Source organism: Citromicrobium bathyomarinum, from assembly GCA_001306305.2.
Lineage (GTDB): Bacteria > Pseudomonadota > Alphaproteobacteria > Sphingomonadales > Sphingomonadaceae > Alteriqipengyuania > Alteriqipengyuania bathyomarina.
The window spans coordinates 2,352,606-2,376,411 of record CP155577.1 but is presented as its reverse complement, the minus strand read 5'-3'; the positions used below and the strand labels follow the sequence as shown (position 1 = coordinate 2,376,411).

The following is a 23,806-nucleotide window of genomic DNA, read 5'->3' as shown; positions in this document are numbered from 1 at the left end:
GTGAGGACGCGGCAAATCCGTTACGGAAGCGCGGGTCAGGGACGCGCGGCGGGCAGGCAGCGACCGGGCGCGGGCTGGGCGAACAGGCGGCAATCGAAGAACACCGCCTCCGGATTGCCATCGCGCGGCGCGAGGTAGCTGAAGCGCAGCTGGCGGCGTGCCTCGTTCGAAATCGGCAGTTCGCTCGGGATCGCGCTCGCCTCGCTCCAGCCATAGACCTGGCAGAAGCGCGAGCCGGGGCACAAAGTGCGTGCCTGCGCGACGATCGCCGCAGGATCGTCGCCCGCGCCGACCAGCACGAAATGCGCGCCCGGGCCGGGGCCTTGCGGGGCCGCTGGCGCGGATGCGGCGGAGGTGCTCGCGGAAAGCTCTGTCTTGTCCTGCCCGCCCACATCCTGTGTGGCGGTAATGCTGCGCACCGCGCGCTCGTCACCCAGCAGGTGGGGCAGCAGCGTCTCGTCGCGCACGACCGCCTGCGCGGTGCTGCGCAGCGCCATCGGATCGGGCTCGCCCCCGCGATAGGTCGCGTTGAGCGCGGTGCCGGTGCCCCAGAAGCCGCGCCAGCGGAAGAACAGGTGCGGGCCTACCGTGGCGATCTTGTCCAGCTTGGGACTCCACCAGGGATAGACGTAGTTCGCGTGGTAATGGGTCGCGATGCCGACGGTCTTGTCGACCCGCCCGCCAAGCGCTTCCTCCGCCCGCTGCCGCGCCGCGCGCCACTGGCTTTCGGGGTAGCTGCGGGCGAGCGATCCGTCGCAGGTGAAGGTGAACTGGCACCCGGTGCGCCGCTCCGCCCCCTGATAGACCACGCCGCACACCGTGTTGGCAAAGGCGGGGTGGCGCGTGCGGTTGAGGATGACCTGCATCACCGCGCGCTGGTCCGCATCGCCATAGCCCGCCTCCGCCATCGCGGCGAGCGCGAGGCAGTCGCGCGCACGCGTGCGGTCGGCGGCGCTGCCGGTGAAGCGGAAGGGCGGGGCGATGCCCGGGCCGCCCTCGACGATGTCGACCGCAGCATTCTGCGCCTGCGCATCGTCGGGCGCGAGCTGCGATTTCAGCGTGTCCGCCTCCTCGCCACTGGCGGGAAGCGCCTCAACGCTCTCGGGCGGCGGGGCATCTGCTTGTGCGACCGTATGCGGCTGCTCAGCCGAAGGGCCACCTGCCAGCGCCAGACCGGCAAAGGTCGCCAGCAGCACCGCCAGTACGCCGACCAGCGGAACATTCTCCCGAAACCAGGCCGATCGCAGCAAATCCATTGCGCCTATTTAGAGTGCGCCCGCGGCAATACCATCGCCGATGGTGCGAACCTGCGCGATCCATCGACGAACTTCGTCGCCAGCCGCGCCGATCTGCCTAGCTGTGCGCAGGCCGGTCCCGGTGCTTCTGCAACGTGCCTGCCACTTGGCCAAGCGCCGCACCGACCCTTTCGGGAAACTCGCCCGGAGCGAAATCGACCGTGGTGTTGTGCGCGGTGCCGACGCGGCGGGCATCGGCCCAGTCCTGCGCCATGCCGATCGCCCATTCGCGGAATGCGTCTGCGGCGTAGGGGTTGGGTTCCAGCGCCTTGGCCAGCGTCGGGTGGAAGGCCAGCTTGCCGGTAAACGGCAGCAGCGAGAGCGGGAAGGGCGCCTTGATGCACGACAGCGTGTCGTCGACGAAGATCGTCTTGCTGGGACGGTGGTAGGCCAGCACGGACGAGAAATGCACGTTCTCGTCGTCGCAGACCATCTGCACGCCCTCGGGGACGGAGAAGGTCAGCGCATCGCCGAACAGCCCGTCGAGCGCGCCTGCCTCGCAGAAGTCGCTTTCCCAGTTCAGGCCGGGAAACTTCTCGTGATGGCGGCGGGTGCCGTACAGCTTCGCTTCGGGGTAGGCATTTGCCATCCACTCGATATGCAGCGTGTGGAAGGGGTGAACGTTGATGATTGCGGCGACCTTCTTGCCGCCATCGGTCAGCGCGTCGACCTTCGCTTTCAGGTCATCGTCCAGCGTGTAGCTATCGAGGAAGACGAAGCGCCCGTCGGGCAGCTCGACCAGCGCGCAATGCGTGCCGAGGTCGACCACGCCGCCCAGCTTGAACGATCCGCGGATGTGATGAAAACCGTTCCCGAAATCGGTGAGAGTTCCGGGCTTCACTTTTGTTATCTCTGCCATGGTAGCCAAGCGATCAAACAACCGCTCGGTTCCGCAATGCAGCAATCAGCCCGCAGCTACGCCGCCTTGAGCAGCTCCAGCTCCAGCCGGTCCCAGATCTCGGCCAGGGCATCGACCAGTTCGCGCATCATTTCCTCGGTGTGCGCGGGGCCGGGGGTGAAGCGCAGGCGCTCCGTTCCGCGGGGCACGGTGGGGAAATTGATCGGCTGTACGTAGACGCCGTATTCGGCGAGCAGGATGTCGCTGATCCGCTTCGCCTTGACCGGATCGCCGACCATCAGCGGAACGATATGCGTGGTGGAATCCATCACCGGCAGGCCCGCATCGCGCATGATCTGCTTGAGCATGGCGGCAGCCGCCTGCTGCGCGTCGCGTTCCTCGCTGCTGGCCTTGAGGTGCTTGACCGAGGCGAGCACGCCCGCGACCAGCACTGGCGAAAGCGAGGTGGTGAAGATGAAGCCGGGCGCATAGCTGCGGATGCAGTCGACGATCCGCTTGTCCGCCGCGATGTAGCCGCCCATCACGCCGAACGCCTTGCCCAGCGTCCCTTCGAGAATGTCGATCCGGTGCGCGGCCTCGTCGCGTTCGGAAATCCCGCCACCGCGTGCGCCGTACATGCCGACCGCGTGGACTTCGTCGCAGTAGGTCAGCGCGTTGTACTTTTCCGCAAGGTCGCAGATCGCGTGCAGCGGGGCGACGTCGCCATCCATCGAATAGACGCTTTCGAAGGCGATCACCTTGGGCACGTCGGGATCTTCCGCCGCCAGCAGTTCCTCGAGATGCTCGAGGTCGTTGTGCCGGAACACGCGCTTGGCGCAGCCCGAGTTGCGGATGCCCGCGATCATGCTGGCGTGGTTGAGCGCGTCGGAAAAGATCACGCAGCCGGGCAGCAGCTTGGCCAGCGTGGAGAGCGTCGCGTCGTTGGAGACATAGCCGCTGGTGAAGATCAGCGCCGCTTCCTTGCCGTGCAGGTCGGCGAGCTCCGCCTCCAGCTCGATATGGTAATGCGTGTTGCCGCCGATATTGCGCGTGCCGCCCGAACCCGCGCCGACATCGTGCAGCGCCTGCTCCATCGCTTCGGTCACCTTGGGATGCTGGCCCATCGCGAGATAGTCGTTGGAGCACCACACGGTGATCGGCTTCGGGCCGTTATGGCCATGGAAGCAGCGCGCATTGGGGTAGGCACCCTTGTTGCGCAGGATATCGATGAAGACCCGATACCGGCCCTCTTCGTGCAGGCGATCGATCGCCTTGTCGAATATATGGCTGTAGTTCGTCACGGTGGGCACCGTTTAATGGTCAAAAACGGCAGTTTCCAGCGCGATCTTTGCGAGTGATTCGCAAAGGTGACGGTTATATTGCAATCAGAATTGCGCTGCGTGCATCAGTCCGTGGCGTTCGAGCATGGGGGTGAGCGTGGTCAGGCTTTCCGCGCTGCCAGTCGCCACTGCGAAATCGCTGCCCTCGCGGGCGAAATCCTGTCCCTGCGTCAGCGAGGCGATCCGTCGCGCAATCCCCTGTGCGCCGTCGACCAGCTGGATGTCCTGCCCGAACACCGCGCGCAGCTCGTCCGCCAGGAGCGGAAAGTGCGTGCAGGCGAGCACCAGTGTGTCGAGATCTTGCGCCTGCGGGTCATCACGTAGGCCAGCGACCGCTTCCGCCACCGCACCTTCGGCCAGCGTCTCGCCGCGCATCTTCGCTTCGGCCAGCGGGACCAGCGCGTCTGATGCGTGGCGGATCAGGCGCTTGTCGGCGGCGAACTCCGCCTCCAGCCGGTCGACATAGGGCTGGCGCACGGTCGCGCCTGTGCCGAGCAGGCCGATCACGCCGGTTTGCGTCGCCAGCGCGGCGGGCTTGATCGCGGGGACGGTGCCGACGATCGGCACCTCCAGCACGTCGCGCACCATCGACAGCGCGATGGTGCTGGCGGTGTTGCACGCGATGCAGATCAGGCGCGGCTGGTAACGCTCCGCCATGCGCCCCAGCAGTCCGCACACGCGCGCGGCGACCTCGGCCTCGCTCTTGGTGCCGTAGGGAAGGCCGGCGAAATCGGCGGCGTAGATCACCGGCGCCTGCGGCAGGGTTTTGCGTAGCTCGGCCAGGATCGTCAGCCCGCCGACGCCGGAATCGAAGATCAGGATGGGGGCGGCGGGGTTCATGCGCTGGATCGCATGGCCCCGCGTGCCCTCTTGGTCAATTCTCCGAAGGTTTCTGGATCTTCAGCACGGTGGAGATCTCGATGCCGAGTTCCGCCAGGCGCGCCCGGCTCCAGCTGGTATACTCGCGAAAGGAAATGCGTCCGTCTTTGTCAGTGTCTGCAGCGTCGTAGAATTCGGCAAGCTGCACCGGATCGCTCGCATCGCCCAAGGTCGCTGTGCCAGTCAGCATCTCGCCCTGCTCGGCATCGGTGAAAACGGCTGCATCCGTCGTGCTCTCTCCGCCATCGGACATCGTATCCCGGTCCTCGAAGACGAGGGTGACGAACGGCGACTCGGGCTTTTCCAGAAAGCCACTGCCGTTCTTGTCGAGCTCGTCGAAAATCTTCTCCGAGTTGCCGTTCAGCTCGATCTCGCGGGTCTGATCCACGGTTTCTGGAGCGGGGGTGGTCGGGGCGAGGGCGAGCGCGGCTACGAGTGTGACAAACATGGCAATAGCTCCAAAAACAATGGTTGGGAGTTGCCTCGATTTGCGCGTGACGGGCGGCGGAGGAAGGTCCGGTGAGCCGGTTACGGGCCGGTCGTACCCTTCGGCCCGGGCCAGAACGCGCGCCGCTTCCAGCGATGTCGCCACGTTCAGCTTGGTGCGCGCCATTTTCAGGCGTTTCTCGACGGCATGATGCGAGACATCGAGTTGCAGTGCGATTTCCTTGGCCGTCTTGTGTTCGAGCCAGAGCCACAGGCACTCGCGCTCCTTTTCGGTCAGCCGCTCAATGGCGGAAGTCGAGATGGGGGGCTGATTGGCTGGCATCGGGCGAAGGATTGCCGCTGGAGATGCTCAGGACAAGGTACGGTCTGCTGGTACCGCCGAATTTATCCGGTGTGGTTGCGGTGTGGGCTTCGACAAGCGGCGCCGAGGGGCTATGGAACCGGCATGGACGTTTTGCTCGCTGCCGCGCTCGGCTACCTCCTCGGTTCGATTCCCTTCGGCTACCTGCTCACTCGCGCGGCGGGGCTGGGCGATGTGCGCGCGCAGGGCAGCGGCAATATCGGTGCTACCAACGTCTTGCGTACCGGCAGCAAGAAGCTGGCGGCGGCGACGCTGCTGCTCGATCTGGCGAAGGGGTTCATACCTGTGTGGCTTGCGGGTCAAATTTGGTATGATTTGGCGGTCGCTGAACCAGAACCGGGTTTGGTCGTGGATTACATCGTTGCAAATCCCGTGTCGCAGTCGTTTGCCGCCGCAGGCGCAGTTCTTGGCCACTGCTTCCCCGTCTGGCTCAAGTTCAAGGGCGGGAAGGGCGTGGCGACCAATGCGGGCGTGTGCTTCGGCCTCGCCTGGCCGCTGGGGCTGACCTACGCGCTGGTCTGGATCGGCGTGCTCGCGACCTTGCGGATCAGCTCGCTCGCCGGGATGAGCGCGGTGGTCTGCGCCGCGATCGCCGCCGCGTTGCTGGGCTACACCGCCTTCGTGCCGGTGCTGGTACTGATCGCGCTGCTGGTGATCTGGCTCCACCGCGCAAACATCGCGCGGCTCGCCAAGGGTGAGGAACCCAAGGTCGGCGCCAAGAAATGAGCGCGCTGTCGCAGGCAGAAGCGTTCGCGCGCATCCGCCTGCTGCGATCCCCGCGCATAGGCCCGGTTTCCTTCGCGCAACTCCTCGCCCGCTATGGCAGCGGAGAGGCGGCGGTCGAGGCTCTGCCCGGCATCGCGAAGAAGGGCGGCGGGCACTATACGCTCGCGAAGCAGGACGCCGTCCGAAGCGAGATCGACGCGGTGAAGCGCCACGGTGCGCGTTACCTGTTCCACGACCAGCCGGACTATCCGCAAGCGCTCGCCGCATGCGACGGCGCGCCGCCGATCATCACCTACAAGGGCGACCTGTCGCTGGCGAGCAAGCCGGTGGTGGCGATGGTCGGCGCGCGCAACGCGAGTGCGGCGGCGGTGAAGCTGGCGCGCGATTTCGCCTCAGCGCTGTCTGCGGAAGGGTTCGTCGTGGTCTCGGGGCTCGCACGCGGGATCGACGGCGCGGCGCATGAAGGCGCGATGCCGCACACGATCGGCGTAATCGCGAGCGGGATCGAGATCGCCTATCCGCCGCAGCACGCCGAGTTGCAGAAACGCATCGCCAGCGAAGGCCTGCTTATCGCGGAACAGCCGCCGGGCACCGAGCCTCGCGGGAGCCACTTCCCCAGCCGCAACCGGATCATCGCCGGCCTCGCGCTGGGCACGCTGGTGGTGGAGGCGGCGGTGAAGTCCGGCAGCCTCATCACCGCGCGGCTGGCGGGCGAATACGGGCGCGAGGTGATGGCGATCCCCGGCAGCCCGCTCGACGCGCGCAGCCACGGATGCAACCACCTGATCCGTGAAGGTGCCGTCCTCGTGCAGGAGCCATCCGACGTGGTCGAGCTGCTCAGCACATTCGACGGCGCGCCGCGCAGCACCTTCCGCGAACCTTCCGCCGCGTTCGAGGCCGTGCCCGAGGATCTGGCCGAGGCAGAGCCTGTCGAAATCGCGCAGCTGCTGACCAGCGCGCCGGTTTCGGTGGACGAGCTGATCCGCCAGTCCGGCGCAGGCTCCGCCGCCGTGCAGCTCGCGCTGCTGGAGCTGGAGATCGCCGGACGGCTGGAAAGGCACGCCGGGGGCAAGGTCAGCCTTTCCTAGCATTCCCCCTCGCGGTAAGCCCCGGGCGGAATCGGGCGAAAGGGGGCACGCGACGATGGAACGGGAAGCCGACGTAAGTGGAATTTTGAGCCAGACGGTCGACGTGATCGGCGCGGCGGGCCGCGCGGTGCTGATCTACGTGGTGGTGCTGGGGCTGTTCAACGGGATCGGCGGGCTCGCGGGGCTGGCCGAGATGGACGACAATGTCTTCTCCGTCGGCATCCGCAGCGGAGTGCTGAATGCCGAAACACTCGGCCTTGCAGCGACGCTTTATCAACTGCTCGGGCTGGTTCTCTACGTCGTCGCGGCGTTTTTCCTGTTGCGGCAGATGCTGGAGCAGATCGGACGACCGGCGCGCGGCGGCAACCTGCTGAGCTATGTTGCGATGTCGGTCCTCGCGATGATCGGGCTGATGATCGGCTTTGTGCTGCTGGTCATCCCCGGGCTGATCCTGCTGGTCCGCTGGTCGGCCGCGAACGGCTTTCTGCTGAGCGGCGACAAGGGCATTACCGGCGCGCTGGGCACCAGCTGGGAGGCGACCGGCAGGCGCGGCTGGTCGATCTTCGGCGCGGGGCTGGTCCTGTGGGTCGGGCTCGCGGTGCTGAGCAGTATCGTGGTCGGCATCGTCGCAGCGACAGGCTTCACGGCGTCGGGCGGATTCTCGCCACTCTTCGGAGTTGCGATGACCGTGTCCGGCCTGATCGAGGCATTCAACAACGCGGCCAGCTTCGCTTTCAGCATTGCGGTGTTCCACCTCGTTGCGCCCGCCGACACCAGCGTGGCGGATGTGTTCGAGTAGATCCTGAGCGAGGGGCATGAGCATGGAACGCGATGCGTCGTTCGGCGATCGGGTCGGCATCATCTGGAGCGAGGCTTGGTGGCTGCTGAGGGCAGTACCGATGGATGTCGCGATCTATCTGCTCGTGACCATCATCGGGTCCACGCTTGCCGACCTCTTCGCCCCCGAAGCGGGCGGGACGCTTGCGGTGAGTATCGGCTCGCTTGCCGCCGCTTACGCTCTTACCCTCAGGATCGTCAGGAAAGGCGTGGAAGGCGGCCAACGGGGGAATAGTGGTTTTTCGACCTATTTCGGAATTTCTTTCTTGTCCGGAATCGCCATCGTCCTGGGCCTGCTGCTGCTGATCGTGCCGGGATTGATCCTCTGGGCACGCTGGTTACCCGCCTACGGCTATGGCCTTGGGGAGGGGCGCGGAGCGACGGAAGCCCTTTCTGACAGCTGGGAGGCGACCAGCGGACATCTCGGCCCGATCATCGGTTCGATCCTGCTGCCCTTCATCATCGGCACAGGTGGAGCCCTGGCGGTGATTTTTACCGCAGAAGGCTCCGGGCCAGCGATTTGGTGGTCTTCGCTCATCGCCAATGCGCTGATCTACGGCTCCCAAGCGACCGGCATATCGATTGGTCTGGCGGTCTTCTCACTTTTGGCTCGCGGGGACAGCGGACTGGCAGAGGTGTTCGAATAAATCACACCGGTCCGAGCGATCCCGCTTGACGAACCGCATCCCCGATTCCCACTCTCGCGCGTACGTACACGTGAAGGAACGCCCCCACTCTTATGCAACTGGTCATCGTCGAATCGCCCGCAAAGGCGAAAACCATCGAGAAATATCTCGGCAAGGACTTCAAGGTTCTCGCCTCCTACGGCCACATCCGCGACCTGCCGCCCAAGGACGGCAGCGTGCGGCCGGACGAGGATTTCGCGATGGATTGGGAGATCTACTCCGACCAGCGCAAGCGTAGCCAGGTCAAGGCGATCGCCGATGCGGCCAAGAATGCCGACCGCCTCGTCCTCGCAACCGACCCCGATCGCGAGGGGGAAGCGATCAGCTGGCACGTTCTGGACATGCTCAAGAAGCGCAAGGCGCTGCCGACCAATGTCGACCGGGTGACCTTCAACGCGATCACCAAGGGCGCCGTGACCGAGGCGATGAAGAAGCCGCGCGCGCTCGACCAGGACCTGATCGACGCCTATCTGGCGCGCCGCGCGCTCGACTACCTGTTCGGCTTCACGCTTTCGCCGGTGCTGTGGCGCAAGCTGCCGGGTGCCAAGTCGGCGGGCCGCGTGCAGTCGGTCGCGCTGCGCATCATCGTCGACCGCGAGCGCGAGATCGAGGCGTTCAAGGCCGAGGAATACTGGTCGATCATCGCCAATTTCGAGCAGGACGGCACGCCGTTCACCGCGCGGCTGGTGACGCTCGACGGCAAGAAGCTCGACAAGATGACCTTGGGCGACGAGGGCAGCGCGATGGCCGCCAAGCAGGCGGTCGAAGACGGGCGCTTCACGGTCGAGGGGATCGAGACCAAGCCGGTCAAGCGCAACCCCGCGCCGCCGTTCACCACCTCGACCTTGCAGCAGGAGGCGGCGCGCAAGCTCGGCTTCTCCGCCAGCCACACGATGCGGTGCGCGCAGTCGCTCTACGAAGCGGGCGCGATCACCTACATGCGTACCGACGGCGTGAGCATGGACCAGAGCGCGATCGACGCCTGCCGCGACGCGATCACCGATCGCTACTCTGCCGAGTATCGCCCGGAAAAACCGCGCTATTACAAGACCAAGGCGAAGAATGCTCAGGAAGCGCACGAAGCGATCCGGCCGACCGATTTCCGCAAGGACAAGGCGGGATCGGGCGACGAGGCGCGGCTGTACGACCTGATCTTCAAGCGCGCGCTGGCAAGCCAGATGGCGACCGCGCAGCTCGAACGCACCACCGTCACGCTGACCGAAGGCAGCGGGCAGCACTCGCTTCGCGCGACCGGCCAGGTGGTGAAGTTCCCCGGCTTCCTCGCGGTCTATCAGGAAAGCTTCGACGACAAGGATGACGAAGACGGCGGCCTGCTGCCGCACATGCGCGAAGGCGATGCCCCGGCGCGCAAGTCTGTCGAGGCGAACCAGCACTTCACCCAGCCGCCGCCGCGCTATTCCGAAGCCTCGCTGGTCAAGCAGCTGGAGGAGCTGGGCATCGGGCGTCCGTCGACCTACGCATCCACCATCCAGACGCTGCGCGACCGCGAATATGTGCGGATCGAGAAGAACCGCTTCTTCGCCGAGGAATCGGGCCGCCTGCTGACCGCCTTCCTCGAACGCTTCTTCCCCACCTATGTCGCCTACGACTTCACGGCGGGGATGGAGGAAGAGCTCGACGACGTCTCCGGCGGGCGCGCCGAGTGGAAGGCGATCCTCGAGGCGTTCTGGAAGGACTTCAAGCCGAAGTCCGACGAGGTGATGGAGCAGAAACCGTCGGACATCACGGCGGTGCTCGACACCTTCCTCTCCGACTACCTCTTCCCCGAACGCGCGGACGGTAAAGACCCGCGCTTCTGCCCGCTGTGCGACCAGGAAGGGCGTGCCGGTGGACGCCTGCACCTGCGTGGTGGGCGCTTTGGTGCGTTCGTGGCATGCGAGAACTATCCCGAGTGCAAGTTCACCCGCCGCTTCGCGCAGCCGGGTTCGGACGCGGACGAGGTGGCCGAGAATGCGGTGCTGGGCGAAGATCCCGACACCGGCCTGCCGGTCGAGCGCAAGACGGGCCGCTTCGGGCCGTACCTGCAGCTGGGCGAGGGCAAGGAAGCCAAGCGCGCGAGCATTCCCAAGGACGTGCCCGAGCTGGACCTCGAGATGGCGCTCAAGCTGCTCAGCCTGCCGCGCATCGTCGGCCAGCACCCCGAGACGGGCAATGATATTGAAGCGTCGATAGGACGTTACGGCCCGTACCTGCGGCACGATGGCAAGTACGCCAAGCTCACCAGCACGGCCGATGTCTTTGAGACCGGCATGAACGCGGCGGTGACGATGCTCGCCGAAGCGGCGCAAAAGGGCGGTCGCGGACGCGCCAAGGCGGAGCCGATCAAGGTGCTCGGCAAGCACCCGACCTCCGAGGCCGAGATGAAGGTGATGCCCGGCCGCTACGGCCCCTACGTCACCGACGGCACGACCAACGCGACCATCCCCAAGGACGTGAAGCCCGAGGATGTGACCGAGGAGCAGGCGATCGAACTGATCAACGCCCGCGCCGCCAAGGGCCCGGCCAAGAAAAAGAAAAAGGCCGCGCCCAAGAAGAAGGCCCCGGCCAAGAAGCCTGCGGCCAAGAAGCCTGCCGCGAAGAAAGCGCCTGCCAAGAAACCCGCCGCCAAGAAGGCGGAGGACTGATGGCGAAGGACAAGTTCGAGCGGCACAAACAGCCCTGGACGGGCGAGGAGGCGGGCCAGCTCAAAACGCTGGCCGCCAAGGGGCAGGGCCTCAAGCAGATCGCCAAGGCGCTGAACCGCAGCGAGGAATCGACCAAGGATTTCGCGAAGAAGAACAAGATCGCGATCGCGAAGAAGCGGTAACGTGGTGAGGTGGGGTGGTCGTGCTGGTCCCTGAAGCAACAGCGGTCGCGGAAGAGTACCTCGCTGGCGTCCAAAGTGACCTCGCGGCGTTCGGAGGCGTCGATGTGGGACGGATCGAACCACTAAGAGCCTGACTCAGAAGTTTATGCGATCTGGCAGTGGCTTGCGATGAGGCGGGTGAGGCGGCGGATGTGGGCGATGGTAGTCCATGCGGTGGAACTTTCGATAGTTCTTTCCCAGTCCTTTGCGAGCCGTCGACATCTGCCGAGCCAGGCGAAGGTGCGCTCGACCACCCAGCGGCGCGGGAGCAGAACAAAGCCCCTGGCGGTGTCGCAGCGGCGCACGATCTCGAGCGTCCATTGCCCATGCCCTTGAAGCGCGCCGATGAGCTTGTCGCCTGCGTAGCCCCCATCGGCGAAGAGGTGGCGCAGCCACGGGAAGCGGTAGCGGATTGCCTTGATGAGATCGACCGCCCCGTCGCGATCCTGAATGCTGGCAGCGTGGATGGTGACGAACAACATCAGTCCGAGCGTATCGGTGATGATGTGACGCTTGCGTCCCATGATCTTCTTGCCCGCATCGTAGCCCCGTGGGCCGCCACTCTCGGTGGTCTTGACGCTCTGGCTATCGATCACCCCGGCGCTGGGGCTGGCCTCGCGCCCTTCGATCTGGCGCGCAGCCATCACCAGCAGGTGATTGATCGTCTGCCATAGGCCGCTGTCGCGCCAGGCATAGAAATAGCGTTGAACCGTCGAGAGCGGAGGGAAATCCTTGGGCAGCATCCGCCATTGGCAACCGCTTGTTGCCAGATAGAGGATCGCGTTCATCACCTCGCGCAGGTCGGCGCAGCGCGGCCTGCCGCCAGGTTTCGCGGGCGGCAACAGAGGCTCGATCAAGGCCCACTCGGCATCGCGCAAATCGCTTGGATAACGTAGACCCGGGCGGCTATGCTGCTGCCGGGAGGTATCGGTCCACATCGCTTATTCCTCGGTCGTTTCTGGCGAAACCCCGGAATCAGCGATGCACCAGCGCGTCAAGCGCAACCAGCTGATATCTCCCAACTACTTTTGAAGACAGGCTCTAAGGAAATCCAAAGACTTTGCGATTGCTGCTTTCGATGCCGTCGCGGTACTGTTGGCGAGGCCCTACCACGCTGGCGAACTCGACTACGAGACTGCGGATTGGATCGCAAACGCTATCGATACCGATATGCTGGAGCTGATGATTCAACTTCAGCCGGGCGCATCCACCATCGATACCCCCCAAGCTTGGCAGGAGGTGTATGATGCATTCGATGCTGGCGAATTTGATCACTTCGGTCGATCCGAAGATCCGGTGGCGGAATTCACCAATCCAGAAATTGAAGCTTTTTTAGCGCGCATAGACGCGCAGGACCGGTCGCCCCGATAATCGGAGCGACCGATACGTCTTACTGCACCACCGGGACGTCCTTGATCGTCGCCAGTGCCTCACCGCCGCAGGTGATGATAATCTCGCGAATCTGCGGGTAGGGGGTCGGGCCGTCGAAGCGCACGGGGGTGGGGGTGATGACCTGCGTAACCATGCCGTCGGGCTTCTTTGCATCCAGCTGGAAGCGCCAGCCGGGCGGCTGCATGCGGTCGGCGGGGCCTGCCACCAGCTTCACCGAATAGCCGGGCGTCGGCATGTCGACTTCGCCGGTGATGTGCAGCGTCGGGCGTGCGCCGGGTCCGGGCATGGTATCGATCCATGCCTTGAAGTCGCGCGCCTTGTAGGCGGGGCAGCCCGCAGCCGGGGGCGTATCGCCCGGCTCATCGGGGTAGGGCGCACAGGCCGACAGCGAGAGTGTGGCGGCGGCAACGCCGGTGAGACTAGCAAGGGTGCGCAAGGTCAGATCTCCAATAACTGGATTGCAGCAATGGCTATCCCGTCCGGTCCATCCGGTCGAGACGTCATGGCTTTCATACCGATCTGACGGAGACGAGAGCTGAATGCCTTTGTTCCGCGCGGGCAAGGCGCGGGGCTGCTTCACCTGGTCCAGTCGAGCCCTATTTCCTCGAACATTTCCGTGAATTCGGCGCAGTTTTCCGTTGTGAATGCAATTCGTCGCGGATTAACATCAGCGCCCGTGGGAAGGCTCGGAGGGGCGAGTATAATGGGCGTTAAACGTGCGGGCTGCGCAATCGCTGCTCTGGTCATGACAAGTTGTTCTGTTGGAACGGATATTCCGAAGGCTGCATCCTTTGGCGAAAGCTACGCGCAGGCGACCTATTTCAAGGGTTACGAGAACTCGGGATTTAGCAATGCGAGCAACCAGTTCTATACCAAGGCCTACGACGATTCCTGCGCTTCGCTCTCCGGAGGTGCGAAATTCTTCTCGATGACCGGATCGGAAAAGACCGTCCTGCTCGAGGCGAACAGACGAACGATCATCTACGCCCTCACCAATAATATTCGGGGAGGCGGATTCGCGGCTGGGGTCGGCCCGGTCTACGACACCTCAGTGTGCGCAAACAAGGTTGCTTTCGTTCCGAAACCCTTCGGGAAATACGATGTCATTCAGAGACGCAAGAACGCCGGTCCCTGCGAACTGGAGATCATCGACAAGGATACCGGTTCGCCACCGGCAAGCTTCGAGCGCCTGGAATACAAGGTGTGCGTGAAGTAGCTAACGCACCCAGTCGAGCCCCATTTCCTCGAACATTTCCTTGTCCTCAGCCCAGTTTTCCGTCGCCTTGACGTGCAGGAACAGGTGGACCTTGCGACCAAGCAACTCACTGAGTTCCTCGCGCGCCGCCTGACCGATCGACTTGATCTTGCTGCCACCCTTGCCGAGCACGATCATCCGCTGGTTGTCGCGCGCGACGATGATCTGCTGGTGGATCTCTACGCTGCCGTCCTTGCGTTCGACATATTTCTCCGGCCGCACCATGGAGTCGTAGGGCAGTTCCTCGTGCAGCTGGCGATAGAGCTGTTCGCGGGTGATTTCCGTGGCGAGCAGGCGTTCGGAGGCGTCGGAGACCTGATCTTCCGGATACATCCACTCGCCTTCGGGCATCTCGGCGGCGAGCGCGTCTTTCAGCTCGGTCACCCCGTCGCCGCTCAGAGCGGAAATGAAATAGATCTCCGCGAAGTCGACTTTGGTGGACAGCTCCTGTGCCAGCGCCAGCAGCGGTTCCTTCTTCGCGATGTCGACTTTGTTGAGGACTAGAATCTTCTTCTCGGGCCGCTGGGCAAGCTGTTCGATCAGCGGCTCCAGCTCGTGCCGGCGCTGCTTGATCGGGTCGACCAGCAGCAGCACGGCATCCGCGCTTTCCGCGCCTTCCCATGCCGCGCTGACCATCGCGCGGTCGAGCCGCCGCCGGGGCGCAAAGATGCCCGGCGTGTCGACCAAGATCATCTGCGTGTTGGCGTCGTCGTTCTCGTGCAAGGCGATGCCGAGCATCCGCGCGCGGGTGGTCTGCGCCTTGGCGCTGACGATTGCGACCTTCTGGCCGACCAGCGCGTTGACCAGCGTGGACTTGCCGGCGTTCGGAGCGCCCAGCACGGCGACGACGCCGCATTTGGTAGATGTATCAGTCATAGAACCTTTTCTGCTCCCCTTCAGGGGAGGTTGGGTGGAGGTGGGCCCCACACTTCGCGGGGTGGTATATCCACCCCCGCCAATCTCCTGCACAGACAGGGGAGTCGAAGCGGTCAGCCATACTGCTCCATAAACGCTTTTGCCGCCGCCGTCTCGGCTTCCTGCTTGCTGTTGGCGGTCGCTTCCGCATCGCCGACATTCTTCACCGAGACGCGCACGGTAAAGCGCGCCGCGTGATCGGGGCCGGAGCGGTCGATCAGCGCGTATTCGGGAGGGCGGCGGCGGTTGCCCGCAGCCCATTCCTGTAGCGCGGACTTGGGATGCTTGGCCCGGCCGGCATCGCCTTCGACCGCGTCGCGCCACAGCGCGCGAACCAGCGCCCGTGCACTCTCGAACCCGTCCTCGCGCAGTTGCGCGCCGAGGAGGGATTCCATCACATCGCCCAGGATATTGCTGCTTTGTGCCCCGCCATCCTCGCGCGCCTGCCGGCCCAGCCGCAGGTGGTCGGGCACGCCGATGCTGCGGGCGACCTTTGCGCAGGCACCCTTGCTTACCAGCGCGTTCAGCCGCTGAGCCAGCGTGCCTTCGCTCGCGCTGTTCTGGTTCTCGAACAGCCACTCGGCGATCGCGAGGCCGAGCACGCGGTCGCCGAGAAACTCCAGCCGCTGGTAATCGCGGCCTTCGCCCAGGCTGCCGTGGGTGAGCGCCTCGTTCCACAGGGCCTCGTCGCGCGCGGCAAAACCGTGCGCGATCAGCCACGCCTTTGTCTCTTTCCAGTCAGTCATTCGGCCTCAACGCTCATAGGGCTTGCGCGGTCCTGTTGCTTCGCAGGCTGGAGAACCAGCTGGCCGGATCGGCCCACCGCGCGCTGCCATCGGTCGACCAAAGCACCGCGCCGGGCTGGCCGATCAGGAGATCCTGCCGGACGAAGCCGACCCCACCGCCGGGCAGGGCGGGGAAGCGGCTGTCCATCGAATTGTCGCGGTTGTCGCCCAGCAGGAACAGCGATCCTGCGGGTACGGTGCGCGGGCCCCAGTTGTCCTGCGGGGTGGGGCCGAAATCGAGCACCTCGTAGCTGACGCCCGACGGCAGATATTCGCGGTTGCGGCGATAGCGGCAGTCTGCGCCGCCGGCAGGCCTCGCCGCCTCGCGTCCGCCCCAGCCGCATGGCGCATCGGGGGTGACCGGGATGATTGCATCATCGGTTGCCGACTGGCTCAGGATCTGGCCGTTGAGGACGACGTAGCCATTGCGCAGCTCCACCTCGTCGCCCGGCAGGCCGATCACGCGCTTGACGTAATCGCTGCCGTCGACCGGGTGCTTGAAGATCACCACATCGCCGCGCTGCGGCTGGTGCGCGAACCAGCGCCCGGGGATCAGCGGCAGGTCGAAGGGCAGCGAGTTGCTCGAATAGCCGTAAGGCCATTTCTTCGCGACGATCGTGTCGCCCGGCAGCAGGCCGGGCATCATGCTCTCGCTGGGAATCGTGAACAGCGAGAATGCGAAGGTGCGCAGTGCGAGTGCCAGGATCACCGCCAGCAGCACGAATTGCAGCAGGTTGACGATGCCGCCACCAGACGCGCGATCGAGCCCGCGCGCGTCGTCCGCATCCCGGTGCGGCTCGCCTGCTTCGCCCTTTTCATCCATCGGCGCAGCACCTAGGCGCTAGCGGCAGGCAGGCAACAGGATTTTGAGCACATGAGCGATAGCAGGACAGCAGCGTGGCAGCAGATCGAGGCATTGCCGCAGGAAACTCTGGGCGATCTGTTCGCGGGTGATGACACGCGGGTCGATCGCCTGTCGGGCCGGATCGGCTGGGGCGAGGGCGAAGACGCGGCGGGCATCCGTTTCGACTGGTCAAAGACGCACCTGACCGACGATCTGATTGCCGGGTTCGAGGCGCTGGCCGAAGCAAGCGACTTCACCGGCAAGCGCGCCGCGCTGTTTGCGGGCGATCCGATCAACGTCACCGAAGGCCGCGCCGCCGAACATACTGCGCAGCGCGGCTTCGGCAGCGAGGCGAGCGTTGAGGAGGCGCAGGCGCTGCTCGCGCGGATGCAGATGCTGGTCGAGGCGATCCGCGAGGGCGCGCTGGGCCAGATCGAACACCTGATCCATATCGGCATCGGCGGCTCCGCGCTCGGCCCCGCACTGGCGATCAATGCGCTCACCCGCGACCTGTCCTATGTCGATTGCCACGTGGTCTCGAATATCGACGGGGTGGCGCTGGAGGCCGCGTTCGAGGCGTGCGACCCGGCGACCACGCTGATCGCGGTCGCCAGCAAGACCTTCACCACGATCGAGACGATGACCAATGCCGACAGCGCGCTCACCTGGCTGCGCGAGAACGGCGTCACCGACCCGCACGGGCGGGTGGTCGCGCTGACCGCCAATCCGGAGCGGGCGGTGGAATGGGGCGTCGATGAAACGCGCGTGCTGCCGTTCATGGAATCTGTCGGCGGGCGCTACTCGCTATGGTCGAGCATCGGCTTCCCCGTCGCGCTGGCCGCGGGGCTGGACGAGTTTGCCGCGATGCTGGACGGCGCGGCGGCGGTCGACGAGCATTTCGCCAATACCGACGGGCGCGACAACCTGTGCCTGCGTGCGGCGTTTGCAGACCAGTACTACGCCCGTGTGCGCGGGTGCCAGACCCGCGCCGTGTTCGCCTATGACGAACGGCTGGCGCTGTTCCCCAGCTATCTCCAGCAGCTGGAGATGGAGAGCAACGGCAAGCGGGTGACCTCGCAAGGCGAGCCTGTCGATGGGCCCACGGCGCCGATCACATGGGGCGGGGTGGGCACCGACGCGCAGCACGCGGTGTTCCAGCTGCTGCATCAGGGTACGCACATGGTCCCGGTCGACTTCATCGCCAGCATCGCGCCGGGAGACGCGCTCAACCCCGCACATCACCGCATCCTGCTGACGAACTGCTTCGCGCAAGGTGCGGCGCTGATGGCGGGTGGCAATATGAGCGCCGACGGCAAGGACCCGGCGCGCGAGTTCCCCGGCGACCGGCCCAGCGCGACGATGCTGTGCGACGATCTCGACGCCGCCACGCTGGGCGCCCTGATCGCCTTCCACGAACACCGCACTTTTGCGAATGCCGTGCTGATGGGCATCAACCCCTTCGACCAGTTCGGCGTCGAGCTGGGCAAGAAGATGGCCAAGGACATCGAAGGCGGCGCGGCAGACTTCGATGCAAGCACCAAGGCGCTGCTGGAAGCGAGCGGGTTGGGGTGAACGCGGGCCGGGGCGCGTCAGCCCCGTCTCACATCGCATTCGCCCGCGATCGAGGCATGACACACCTGACACACAGTCCAGAGGGTCAAAACACGCCGGCTTCCTGAGTGGGAATCTGGTGCTTGGTGGACAATGGAAAGAGCGGCGCAAATTCTATCGCAGGGCTGCAAAGTAGGAAAATGACGAATCGCGTAATGTGCTGAGCGCTACATTTTTTCGCCCAAACATAATGATTGTCATCTTCTGAAACATTCGCGAGTTGGTGCATTGGGTAAGTGATCCCACGCGAATTTGAAGGATGACACGATGAAGCATCGTCTTGCGATGACCACACTGATTTCGACCGCCGCGCTGGCGCTTGCCGCCTGCGGTTCGGAGGATGTCGAGAACACGCCGGTCGACGACGTCGATGAGCTTGTCGACGATGATGCCAATCAGGGCATGGGCGACGATGCTTATCCGGTTGGCGGCGACCTCGACACTGATCAGCAGTCCCGTTTCGACGCCATGGATCGCGAAGCGGCCAGCGCCGAGTACGACCGCAATCGCGATGCGATGATGGAAGAAATGGCAGCCGGCGGCATGAGCGAGAGTTCCGCTGCTGATCAGTCTGCGGGCGGCATGGACGAGAACACCGGCGACATGGCCGATGCAGGCTCCTCCGGGACCGGCGGCGACGCAATGACGGGCAGTTCGGATGGCGCGTCGATGATGATGCCGCGCAGCCGGATGGACTTCGCCTTCCTCGACCGCAACGATGATGGCGAACTCTCCGTCGCGGAATACGCGATCTGGGCCCTGCCGACCGACCCGAGCGAGCCTGCGCGCAACGACGCCAAGGCGCCCTATCTGACGCAGAGCCAGATCAACGAGGCGGGGCAGACCTTCTTCTATTTCGATGAGGACGGCGACAGCTACCTCTCGCAATCGGAATTCCAGGCCGCCCGTAATTCGGCGCGCACGCCGTAAGCGATATGCGATAACGGGCTTCCCCGGGTCCGGTGAGTTCGGTTTCGACCGGGCGCATCGGGCCACACAGGAGGGCGCAGGGTTCATGACCTGCGCCCTTTTTGCATGGGGCGGGTTGCCTGGTCCGGCCGCGGGAGTGGCGGTGGCTAGTCCCCGTCGAGCGTGCGGTCGCTATGGCCGAACCAGCCTTCGACGAAGCGCATGATCGTGATCATCACCAGGCTGATGATCGCCAGCACCGCGACCAGCGGCCATTGGCCGAGCCCGCAGGCAAGCCCGATGACGGTCGCCAGCCACAGGTGCGCCGCAGTGGTGAGGTTGTGCACCTTGCCCCGGCTGAACACGATCAGCCCCGCGCCGACGATGCCGATGAAGCCTGCTGCGGCCTCGAACATGCGGAGCGGATCGATCCGCAATCCGCCCAGCTGGTTGTGCAGCGCCATCACCGAAACCGCCATCCCGGCGGCGGCCACGCAAACCAGCCCGTGCGTGCGCATTCCAGCGGCATGACCGCGCCATTCGCGGTCGAACCCGACGACCAGGCCAAGCAGCGCGGCGACGCCAAGACGCAGAACGATCTCTGCGTCGAGCAGGGCGAGGGGAACGGGGGGATTGAGCTCCATGACGATTATCCAGCGTGCTGCATCGCATTTGGTTTCAAACCTGCGCCATGTGGCGTAGGCTGGCGTCCATGACCTTCCCGATCATCTTCGCCGTCGTCTGGGCGCTGATCCTTGCTGGCGGCGGCGGGCTGCTGACCATGATCGGCGAGTGGTATCGCAACCTCGAAAAGCCCAGCTGGCAGCCGCCCGACTGGCTGTTCGGCCCGGCGTGGACGATCATTCTCGCGTTGGCCGCATGGGCTTTCGTGCTCAGCTGGAACGGCGCGCCCGAGGGGGATCGCCCGCTGCTGATCGGGCTCTACCTTGCCAACGGGCTGTTCCATTTCCTCTGGTCGCCGCTGTTCTTCACCGCCAAGCGGCCGGACTGGGCGCTGATCGAAGTGCCGTTCCTGTGGCTCTCCGTCCTCGCGCTGACCATTGTCCTGCGTGAATGGTCGGTCGCGGCGAGCTGGATGATCGTGCCCTATCTGGCGTGGGTCAGCTTTGCGGCGATCCTCAACTGGAAGATCGTGAAGCTGAACGGGCCGTTCGGGCGCAAGGCTGCCGCTTAGGCGTTCTCTGCGTCGTCGGCGGCCTCCACCAGCCGCAATTTGGCGAAATCCTGCGGGCGGTTGTCCGCCAGCCACTCCATCATGCCTTCGCGGATATCGCAGCGAAGGTCGAACAGGGTGGGCGAGTTCTTCGCGCTCATCAGCAGGCGCACTTCCTTGGAATCGCGCGTTGTCTCGGTCACCTGCACCACCTTTACGCGGCCATCCCAGCGCTCGTTCGCCTCGACCTGGCGGAAGAATTCCTCGCGGATCGGGCCGATCTTGGCCTTCGGGTCGAGGTGAAGGAACACTGTGCCGAGCAGGTTGGCGGTCTGCTTGGTCCAGTTCTGGAAGGGTTTTTCGAGGAAGTAGGACGTGGGCACCACCAGCCGCCGCTCGTCCCAGATCTTCACCACCACGTAGGTGGTGCGAATATCCTCGATCCAGCCCCATTCGCCTTCGAGGACCACGGCATCGTCGATATTGATCGGCTCGGTCAGCGCCATCTGTACGCCCGCGATCAGCGATTTGAGCGCTGGCTGGGCAGCAGCACCCACCGCGAGGCCTGCAAGACCCGCCGAGGCAACCAGCGTTACCCCGATATCGCGCACGCCGGGGATGGCGAGGAGCATCAGGCCCACGGTGACGAACACGATGATGAAGGTCGCGATGCGGTTGAACATCGTCAGCTTGGTGCGCTTGCGCCGGGCCTTGAGGTTGTCCGCGACCGAAATATCCGCCTTCAGCTTCGCCGCCTCGACCAGCGCTCGCACGATCGCCAGCACCATCCAGCCGACCACTGCGGGCAGCACGAAGGTCGCGATGTCGGCCCACACCTCGCGCAATTCGGGGACGTAGCGCGCCGCGCCCATCAGCGCGAGAACGACGATGGCGAGCCGGGTGGGGCGGTAGAGATGCCGCACCACGATATCGTCGCTCGACTGGTCGGTCCGGCGAGCGATCCGGCGCAGCAGGAAGAACAGCAGGGCGTGCAGGCCCAGCGCTGCGGCGACCGCAATGCCTGCGGCGAGTGCCGCGTGGAGCGGATTGGCAAGCAGGCCGGCGCTTTGCTCTACCGTGTTCTCGATGCTGTCGGTGATGGATCCGATGGCTCCCGCCTCCCTCGATGCGTCTCGACCTGTCAACGCGGTGCCAGTGCGAGCGTTTCGCGCGGGCAACGTCTTCGATTGACTTTTTTGCCGCGATGCACCATCTGCCGCAAGACCGAAGCGCAACTGCCAGCGTGAAGCGTCCGCCGCGCGATGCGAGCGGCCCCGGCAGCGCCTCGATTGTTTCCAGACTTCCCTTTTCACGCGGGCGGTTACAACCCCTGCGATCGCGCGCGGACTCCGTTTGTATCGGGTGTGCGGCGCGAAACGCATTTAATGCGAGTCACATACCTTACATGACCAAGTTCACAGACCTCGGGCTGTCGCAGCCCGTACTCCAGGCCCTCGACATGAAGGGCTATTCCGAGCCGACGCCGATCCAGGCGCAGGCCATTCCCCCCGTTCTCGAAGGCCGCGACCTGCTTGGTATCGCGCAGACCGGCACCGGCAAGACCGCTGCGTTCATGCTGCCCAGCATCGACCGGCTGCGCGAGGCCGAAAACCAGACCCCGTTCAAGTCGTGCCGCATGCTGGTGCTGGCACCGACGCGTGAACTGGCCGGGCAGATCGCCCAGAGCGCCAAGGATTACGGCGCGCTCGCGGGCCTCAAGGTGCAGTCGATCGTAGGCGGCACCTCGGTCAACAAGGACCGCAACAAGCTGCACCGCGGGACCGACATCCTCGTCGCGACGCCGGGCCGCCTGCTCGACCTGATCGACCAGCGCGCCTTCACCCTCGACAAGGTCGAGATCCTGGTGCTCGACGAAGCGGACCAGATGCTGGACCTCGGCTTCATCCACGCGCTGCGCAAGATCAACGAACTGACGCCCAAGACGCGCCAGACGCTGTTCTTCAGTGCCACGATGCCCAAGGCGATCAAGGATCTGGTCAGCCAGTATTGCCGTAACCCGGCGCAGGTTTCGGTCACGCCCGAAAGCACCACGGCGGAGCGGATCGAGCAGTTCCTGTTCATGGTCCAGCAGGACGAGAAGCAGAGCCTGCTCGAACTGATCCTGTCGGGCCGCCATGAAATCCCTGGCAAGCTCGAGCGTGTCCTCGTCTTCGCGCGCACCAAGCATGGCTGCGACCGTGTGGTGAAGAAGCTGGCGCAGGTCGGCATCCCCGCCAACGCGATCCACGGCAACAAGAGCCAGCCGCAGCGCGAACGCGCGCTCGACGAGTTCAAGCGTGCCAAGACTCCGGTTCTTGTGGCGACCGATGTCGCCGCGCGCGGGATCGACATTCCGGGCGTGTCCCACGTCATCAACTACGAACTGCCCAACGTGCCGGAACAGTATGTCCACCGCATCGGTCGCACCGCGCGTGCGGGTGCCGATGGCATCGCCATCGCGTTCTGCGCCGAGGACGAGCGCCAGTATCTCAAGGATATCCGCAAGACGACCGACGCCGAGTTCGAGCGTCTGCCGCTGCCGGACAATTTCCGCGCGGTGGTCGAAGGCGTCGGCCCGACCAAGCCTGCGCCCAAGCAGCAGCGCGGCCAGCGCGTGACGCCCCGTCCGATCGGCGACGGCGCGCGCAAGCCCAAGGCCAAGCATCCCGCACGCAAGGGCAAGCCGCAGGGCGCCGGCCAGGGCCGTGGCGGTCCGGGTGGCGAGAACCGTGGTGGCCAGCGCCGCCGCAACAACCGTTCGGGCGGAGCACGCTCGGGCGGGCAGGGCTAAGCTGCGAGGCTTGCACGCGCCACGCGGCTGGCTGATAGGCGTTCGGGATGAACCCAGAGAATAACGGACTTCCCGCCGACGCGCAGCCGATCGAGCGTGTGCAGCAAAACATGCTCGCGCGCGGCGAGCGGTGGGTGCTCAACCGCCTGTGCGCCCGCATGCCCCGGTGGGTCACGCCCGACATGCTGACCTTCACCGGGATGGTTGGCGCGCTGGCGATCTTTGCCGGCTATGCCGCCAGCAATCTTGGCGATGGCTGGCTGTGGCTGTCCATCGCCGGATACGTGGTCCACTGGTTCGGCGACTCGCTCGACGGGAGTCTGGCGCGCTTTCGCCGGATCGAGCGGCCACGTTACGGCTATTTTCTCGACCATAGTTGTGACGGGCTGGCGACCACGCTGGTCGTGCTGGGGCTGGGTGCGTCGGGCTATGTTCAGCTGGAAGTGGCGCTGGTGGCACCGGCGGGGTATCTGCTGATGTCGATCCACGCGTTCCTTTCGGTCAGGGTTATGGGCGAACTGCGCCTGTCCTATCTCAAGGCCGGGCCGACCGAGCTGCGGCTGATCCTGATCGGGCTGACGCTTGCCATGATCGTGCTGGGGCCGACCCCGCTGATCGGCGTGTTCACGGGGTTCGACATGTTCGTGGGGGCAGTGGGAGTGCTGCTGATCGGCCTGTTCGCGGCGCAGACCGCCTCCACCGCGCGCAAGCTCGCGCTGGAAGAACCGCCGGTTCGATACCCCCGGTAGGCAAACGCAGGACGCTGC

Annotated in this window: 25 protein-coding genes; 13 read left to right on the top strand and 12 right to left on the bottom strand. The window is 65.0% G+C overall.

Features of this window, described 5'->3' with window-relative positions:
• Nucleotides 1-35: 35 nt before the first annotated feature.
• From VO57_011945 to VO57_011925, 5 genes are all read right to left on the bottom strand, one after another.
• Complete coding sequence (locus VO57_011945; GenBank protein XBL68842.1) at nucleotides 36-1,256, bottom strand: cell wall hydrolase; 1,221 nt, start codon at nucleotides 1,254-1,256, stop codon at nucleotides 36-38.
• A 97-nt stretch (nucleotides 1,257-1,353) separates the two neighbouring features.
• The gene (locus VO57_011940; protein XBL68841.1) at nucleotides 1,354-2,136 is read right to left on the bottom strand and encodes a hypothetical protein; all 783 of its coding nucleotides are present in this window, start codon (nucleotides 2,134-2,136) and stop codon (nucleotides 1,354-1,356) included.
• A 74-nt stretch (nucleotides 2,137-2,210) separates the two neighbouring features.
• Nucleotides 2,211-3,434 (bottom strand): 5-aminolevulinate synthase, encoded by a 1,224-nt coding sequence (hemA, locus tag VO57_011935; GenBank protein XBL71332.1) that lies wholly within the window; start codon nucleotides 3,432-3,434, stop codon nucleotides 2,211-2,213.
• Nucleotides 3,435-3,518: 84 nt separating this feature from the next.
• On the bottom strand, nucleotides 3,519-4,313 hold the full coding sequence (gene murI, locus VO57_011930) for a glutamate racemase (GenBank protein XBL68840.1): 795 nt from the start codon (nucleotides 4,311-4,313) through the stop codon (nucleotides 3,519-3,521).
• Nucleotides 4,314-4,347: 34 nt separating this feature from the next.
• Nucleotides 4,348-5,121 (bottom strand): sigma factor-like helix-turn-helix DNA-binding protein, encoded by a 774-nt coding sequence (locus VO57_011925; protein XBL68839.1) that lies wholly within the window; start codon nucleotides 5,119-5,121, stop codon nucleotides 4,348-4,350.
• A gap of 123 nt (nucleotides 5,122-5,244) precedes the next feature.
• Between VO57_011925 and plsY the strand changes: the two genes are divergently transcribed.
• From plsY to VO57_011895, 6 genes are all read left to right on the top strand, one after another.
• Complete coding sequence (gene plsY / locus VO57_011920; protein XBL68838.1) at nucleotides 5,245-5,886, top strand: glycerol-3-phosphate 1-O-acyltransferase PlsY; 642 nt, start codon at nucleotides 5,245-5,247, stop codon at nucleotides 5,884-5,886.
• Complete coding sequence (gene dprA, locus VO57_011915) at nucleotides 5,883-6,974, top strand: DNA-processing protein DprA (GenBank protein ID XBL68837.1); 1,092 nt, start codon at nucleotides 5,883-5,885, stop codon at nucleotides 6,972-6,974. Before plsY ends, dprA begins: the two co-directional genes overlap by 4 nt.
• 55 nt (nucleotides 6,975-7,029) lie before the next feature.
• Nucleotides 7,030-7,773, top strand: a complete 744-nt coding sequence (locus tag VO57_011910) for a hypothetical protein (GenBank protein ID XBL68836.1) — start codon at nucleotides 7,030-7,032, stop codon at nucleotides 7,771-7,773.
• Nucleotides 7,774-7,795: 22 nt separating this feature from the next.
• On the top strand, nucleotides 7,796-8,458 hold the full coding sequence (locus VO57_011905) for a hypothetical protein (protein XBL68835.1): 663 nt from the start codon (nucleotides 7,796-7,798) through the stop codon (nucleotides 8,456-8,458).
• 92 nt (nucleotides 8,459-8,550) lie between these two features.
• A complete protein-coding gene (topA, locus tag VO57_011900; GenBank protein XBL68834.1) occupies nucleotides 8,551-11,142 on the top strand; it encodes a type I DNA topoisomerase in 2,592 nt (863 codons plus the stop codon).
• On the top strand, nucleotides 11,142-11,324 hold the full coding sequence (locus VO57_011895) for a hypothetical protein (GenBank protein ID XBL68833.1): 183 nt from the start codon (nucleotides 11,142-11,144) through the stop codon (nucleotides 11,322-11,324). The genes topA and VO57_011895 overlap by 1 nt, the downstream gene beginning before the upstream one ends.
• A 143-nt stretch (nucleotides 11,325-11,467) precedes the next feature.
• On the opposite strand, the gene VO57_011890 is transcribed toward VO57_011895, so the two are convergent.
• Nucleotides 11,468-12,301: an IS5 family transposase gene (locus tag VO57_011890; GenBank protein XBL68832.1), complete on the bottom strand. Its 834-nt coding sequence runs from the start codon at nucleotides 12,299-12,301 to the stop codon at nucleotides 11,468-11,470.
• A gap of 157 nt (nucleotides 12,302-12,458) precedes the next feature.
• Here VO57_011890 and VO57_011885 point away from each other — a divergent pair, with 157 nt between their 5' ends.
• The gene (locus VO57_011885) at nucleotides 12,459-12,734 is read left to right on the top strand and encodes a hypothetical protein (protein XBL68831.1); all 276 of its coding nucleotides are present in this window, start codon (nucleotides 12,459-12,461) and stop codon (nucleotides 12,732-12,734) included.
• 19 nt (nucleotides 12,735-12,753) lie between these two features.
• Here VO57_011885 and VO57_011880 read toward each other — a convergent pair whose 3' ends face one another.
• Nucleotides 12,754-13,191 carry a hypothetical protein gene (locus VO57_011880; GenBank protein XBL68830.1) on the bottom strand — a complete coding sequence of 146 codons (438 nt, stop codon included), beginning with the start codon at nucleotides 13,189-13,191 and terminating at the stop codon, nucleotides 12,754-12,756.
• 267 nt (nucleotides 13,192-13,458) lie between these two features.
• Here VO57_011880 and VO57_011875 point away from each other — a divergent pair, with 267 nt between their 5' ends.
• Complete coding sequence (locus tag VO57_011875) at nucleotides 13,459-13,971, top strand: hypothetical protein (GenBank protein ID XBL68829.1); 513 nt, start codon at nucleotides 13,459-13,461, stop codon at nucleotides 13,969-13,971.
• Here VO57_011875 and era read toward each other — a convergent pair whose 3' ends face one another.
• The 3 genes from era to lepB all read right to left on the bottom strand — a co-directional run bounded on the left by era (nucleotide 13,972) and on the right by lepB (nucleotide 16,533).
• On the bottom strand, nucleotides 13,972-14,886 hold the full coding sequence (era, locus tag VO57_011870) for a GTPase Era (protein XBL68828.1): 915 nt from the start codon (nucleotides 14,884-14,886) through the stop codon (nucleotides 13,972-13,974).
• Nucleotides 14,887-14,999: 113 nt separating this feature from the next.
• Nucleotides 15,000-15,671 (bottom strand): ribonuclease III, encoded by a 672-nt coding sequence (gene rnc, locus VO57_011865; GenBank protein ID XBL68827.1) that lies wholly within the window; start codon nucleotides 15,669-15,671, stop codon nucleotides 15,000-15,002.
• Between the two features lie 13 nt (nucleotides 15,672-15,684).
• Complete coding sequence (lepB, locus tag VO57_011860; GenBank protein ID XBL68826.1) at nucleotides 15,685-16,533, bottom strand: signal peptidase I; 849 nt, start codon at nucleotides 16,531-16,533, stop codon at nucleotides 15,685-15,687.
• Between the two features lie 51 nt (nucleotides 16,534-16,584).
• Between lepB and pgi the strand changes: the two genes are divergently transcribed.
• Both pgi and VO57_011850 read left to right on the top strand, forming a co-directional pair.
• Nucleotides 16,585-18,126: a glucose-6-phosphate isomerase gene (pgi, locus tag VO57_011855; protein ID XBL68825.1), complete on the top strand. Its 1,542-nt coding sequence runs from the start codon at nucleotides 16,585-16,587 to the stop codon at nucleotides 18,124-18,126.
• A 306-nt stretch (nucleotides 18,127-18,432) separates the two neighbouring features.
• Nucleotides 18,433-19,095 (top strand): hypothetical protein, encoded by a 663-nt coding sequence (locus tag VO57_011850; GenBank protein XBL68824.1) that lies wholly within the window; start codon nucleotides 18,433-18,435, stop codon nucleotides 19,093-19,095.
• Between the two features lie 146 nt (nucleotides 19,096-19,241).
• On the opposite strand, the gene VO57_011845 is transcribed toward VO57_011850, so the two are convergent.
• Nucleotides 19,242-19,718, bottom strand: coding sequence for an MgtC/SapB family protein (locus VO57_011845; protein ID XBL68823.1), 477 nt, complete (start codon nucleotides 19,716-19,718; stop codon nucleotides 19,242-19,244).
• A gap of 68 nt (nucleotides 19,719-19,786) precedes the next feature.
• On the opposite strand from VO57_011845, the gene VO57_011840 reads away from it, so the two are divergent.
• On the top strand, nucleotides 19,787-20,269 hold the full coding sequence (locus VO57_011840; GenBank protein ID XBL68822.1) for a TspO/MBR family protein: 483 nt from the start codon (nucleotides 19,787-19,789) through the stop codon (nucleotides 20,267-20,269).
• Here VO57_011840 and VO57_011835 read toward each other — a convergent pair.
• Nucleotides 20,266-21,393 (bottom strand): mechanosensitive ion channel family protein, encoded by a 1,128-nt coding sequence (locus VO57_011835; protein XBL68821.1) that lies wholly within the window; start codon nucleotides 21,391-21,393, stop codon nucleotides 20,266-20,268. The two genes, VO57_011840 and VO57_011835, sit on opposite strands and share 4 nt — an antisense overlap.
• Nucleotides 21,394-21,653: 260 nt before the next feature.
• Between VO57_011835 and VO57_011830 the strand changes: the two genes are divergently transcribed.
• Entirely contained in the window at nucleotides 21,654-23,039 is a 1,386-nt protein-coding gene (locus VO57_011830; GenBank protein XBL68820.1) for a DEAD/DEAH box helicase, read from the top strand.
• 47 nt (nucleotides 23,040-23,086) lie between these two features.
• Nucleotides 23,087-23,788 carry a CDP-alcohol phosphatidyltransferase family protein gene (locus VO57_011825; GenBank protein XBL68819.1) on the top strand — a complete coding sequence of 234 codons (702 nt, stop codon included), beginning with the start codon at nucleotides 23,087-23,089 and terminating at the stop codon, nucleotides 23,786-23,788.
• The last annotated feature ends 18 nt before the right edge of the window (nucleotides 23,789-23,806 follow it).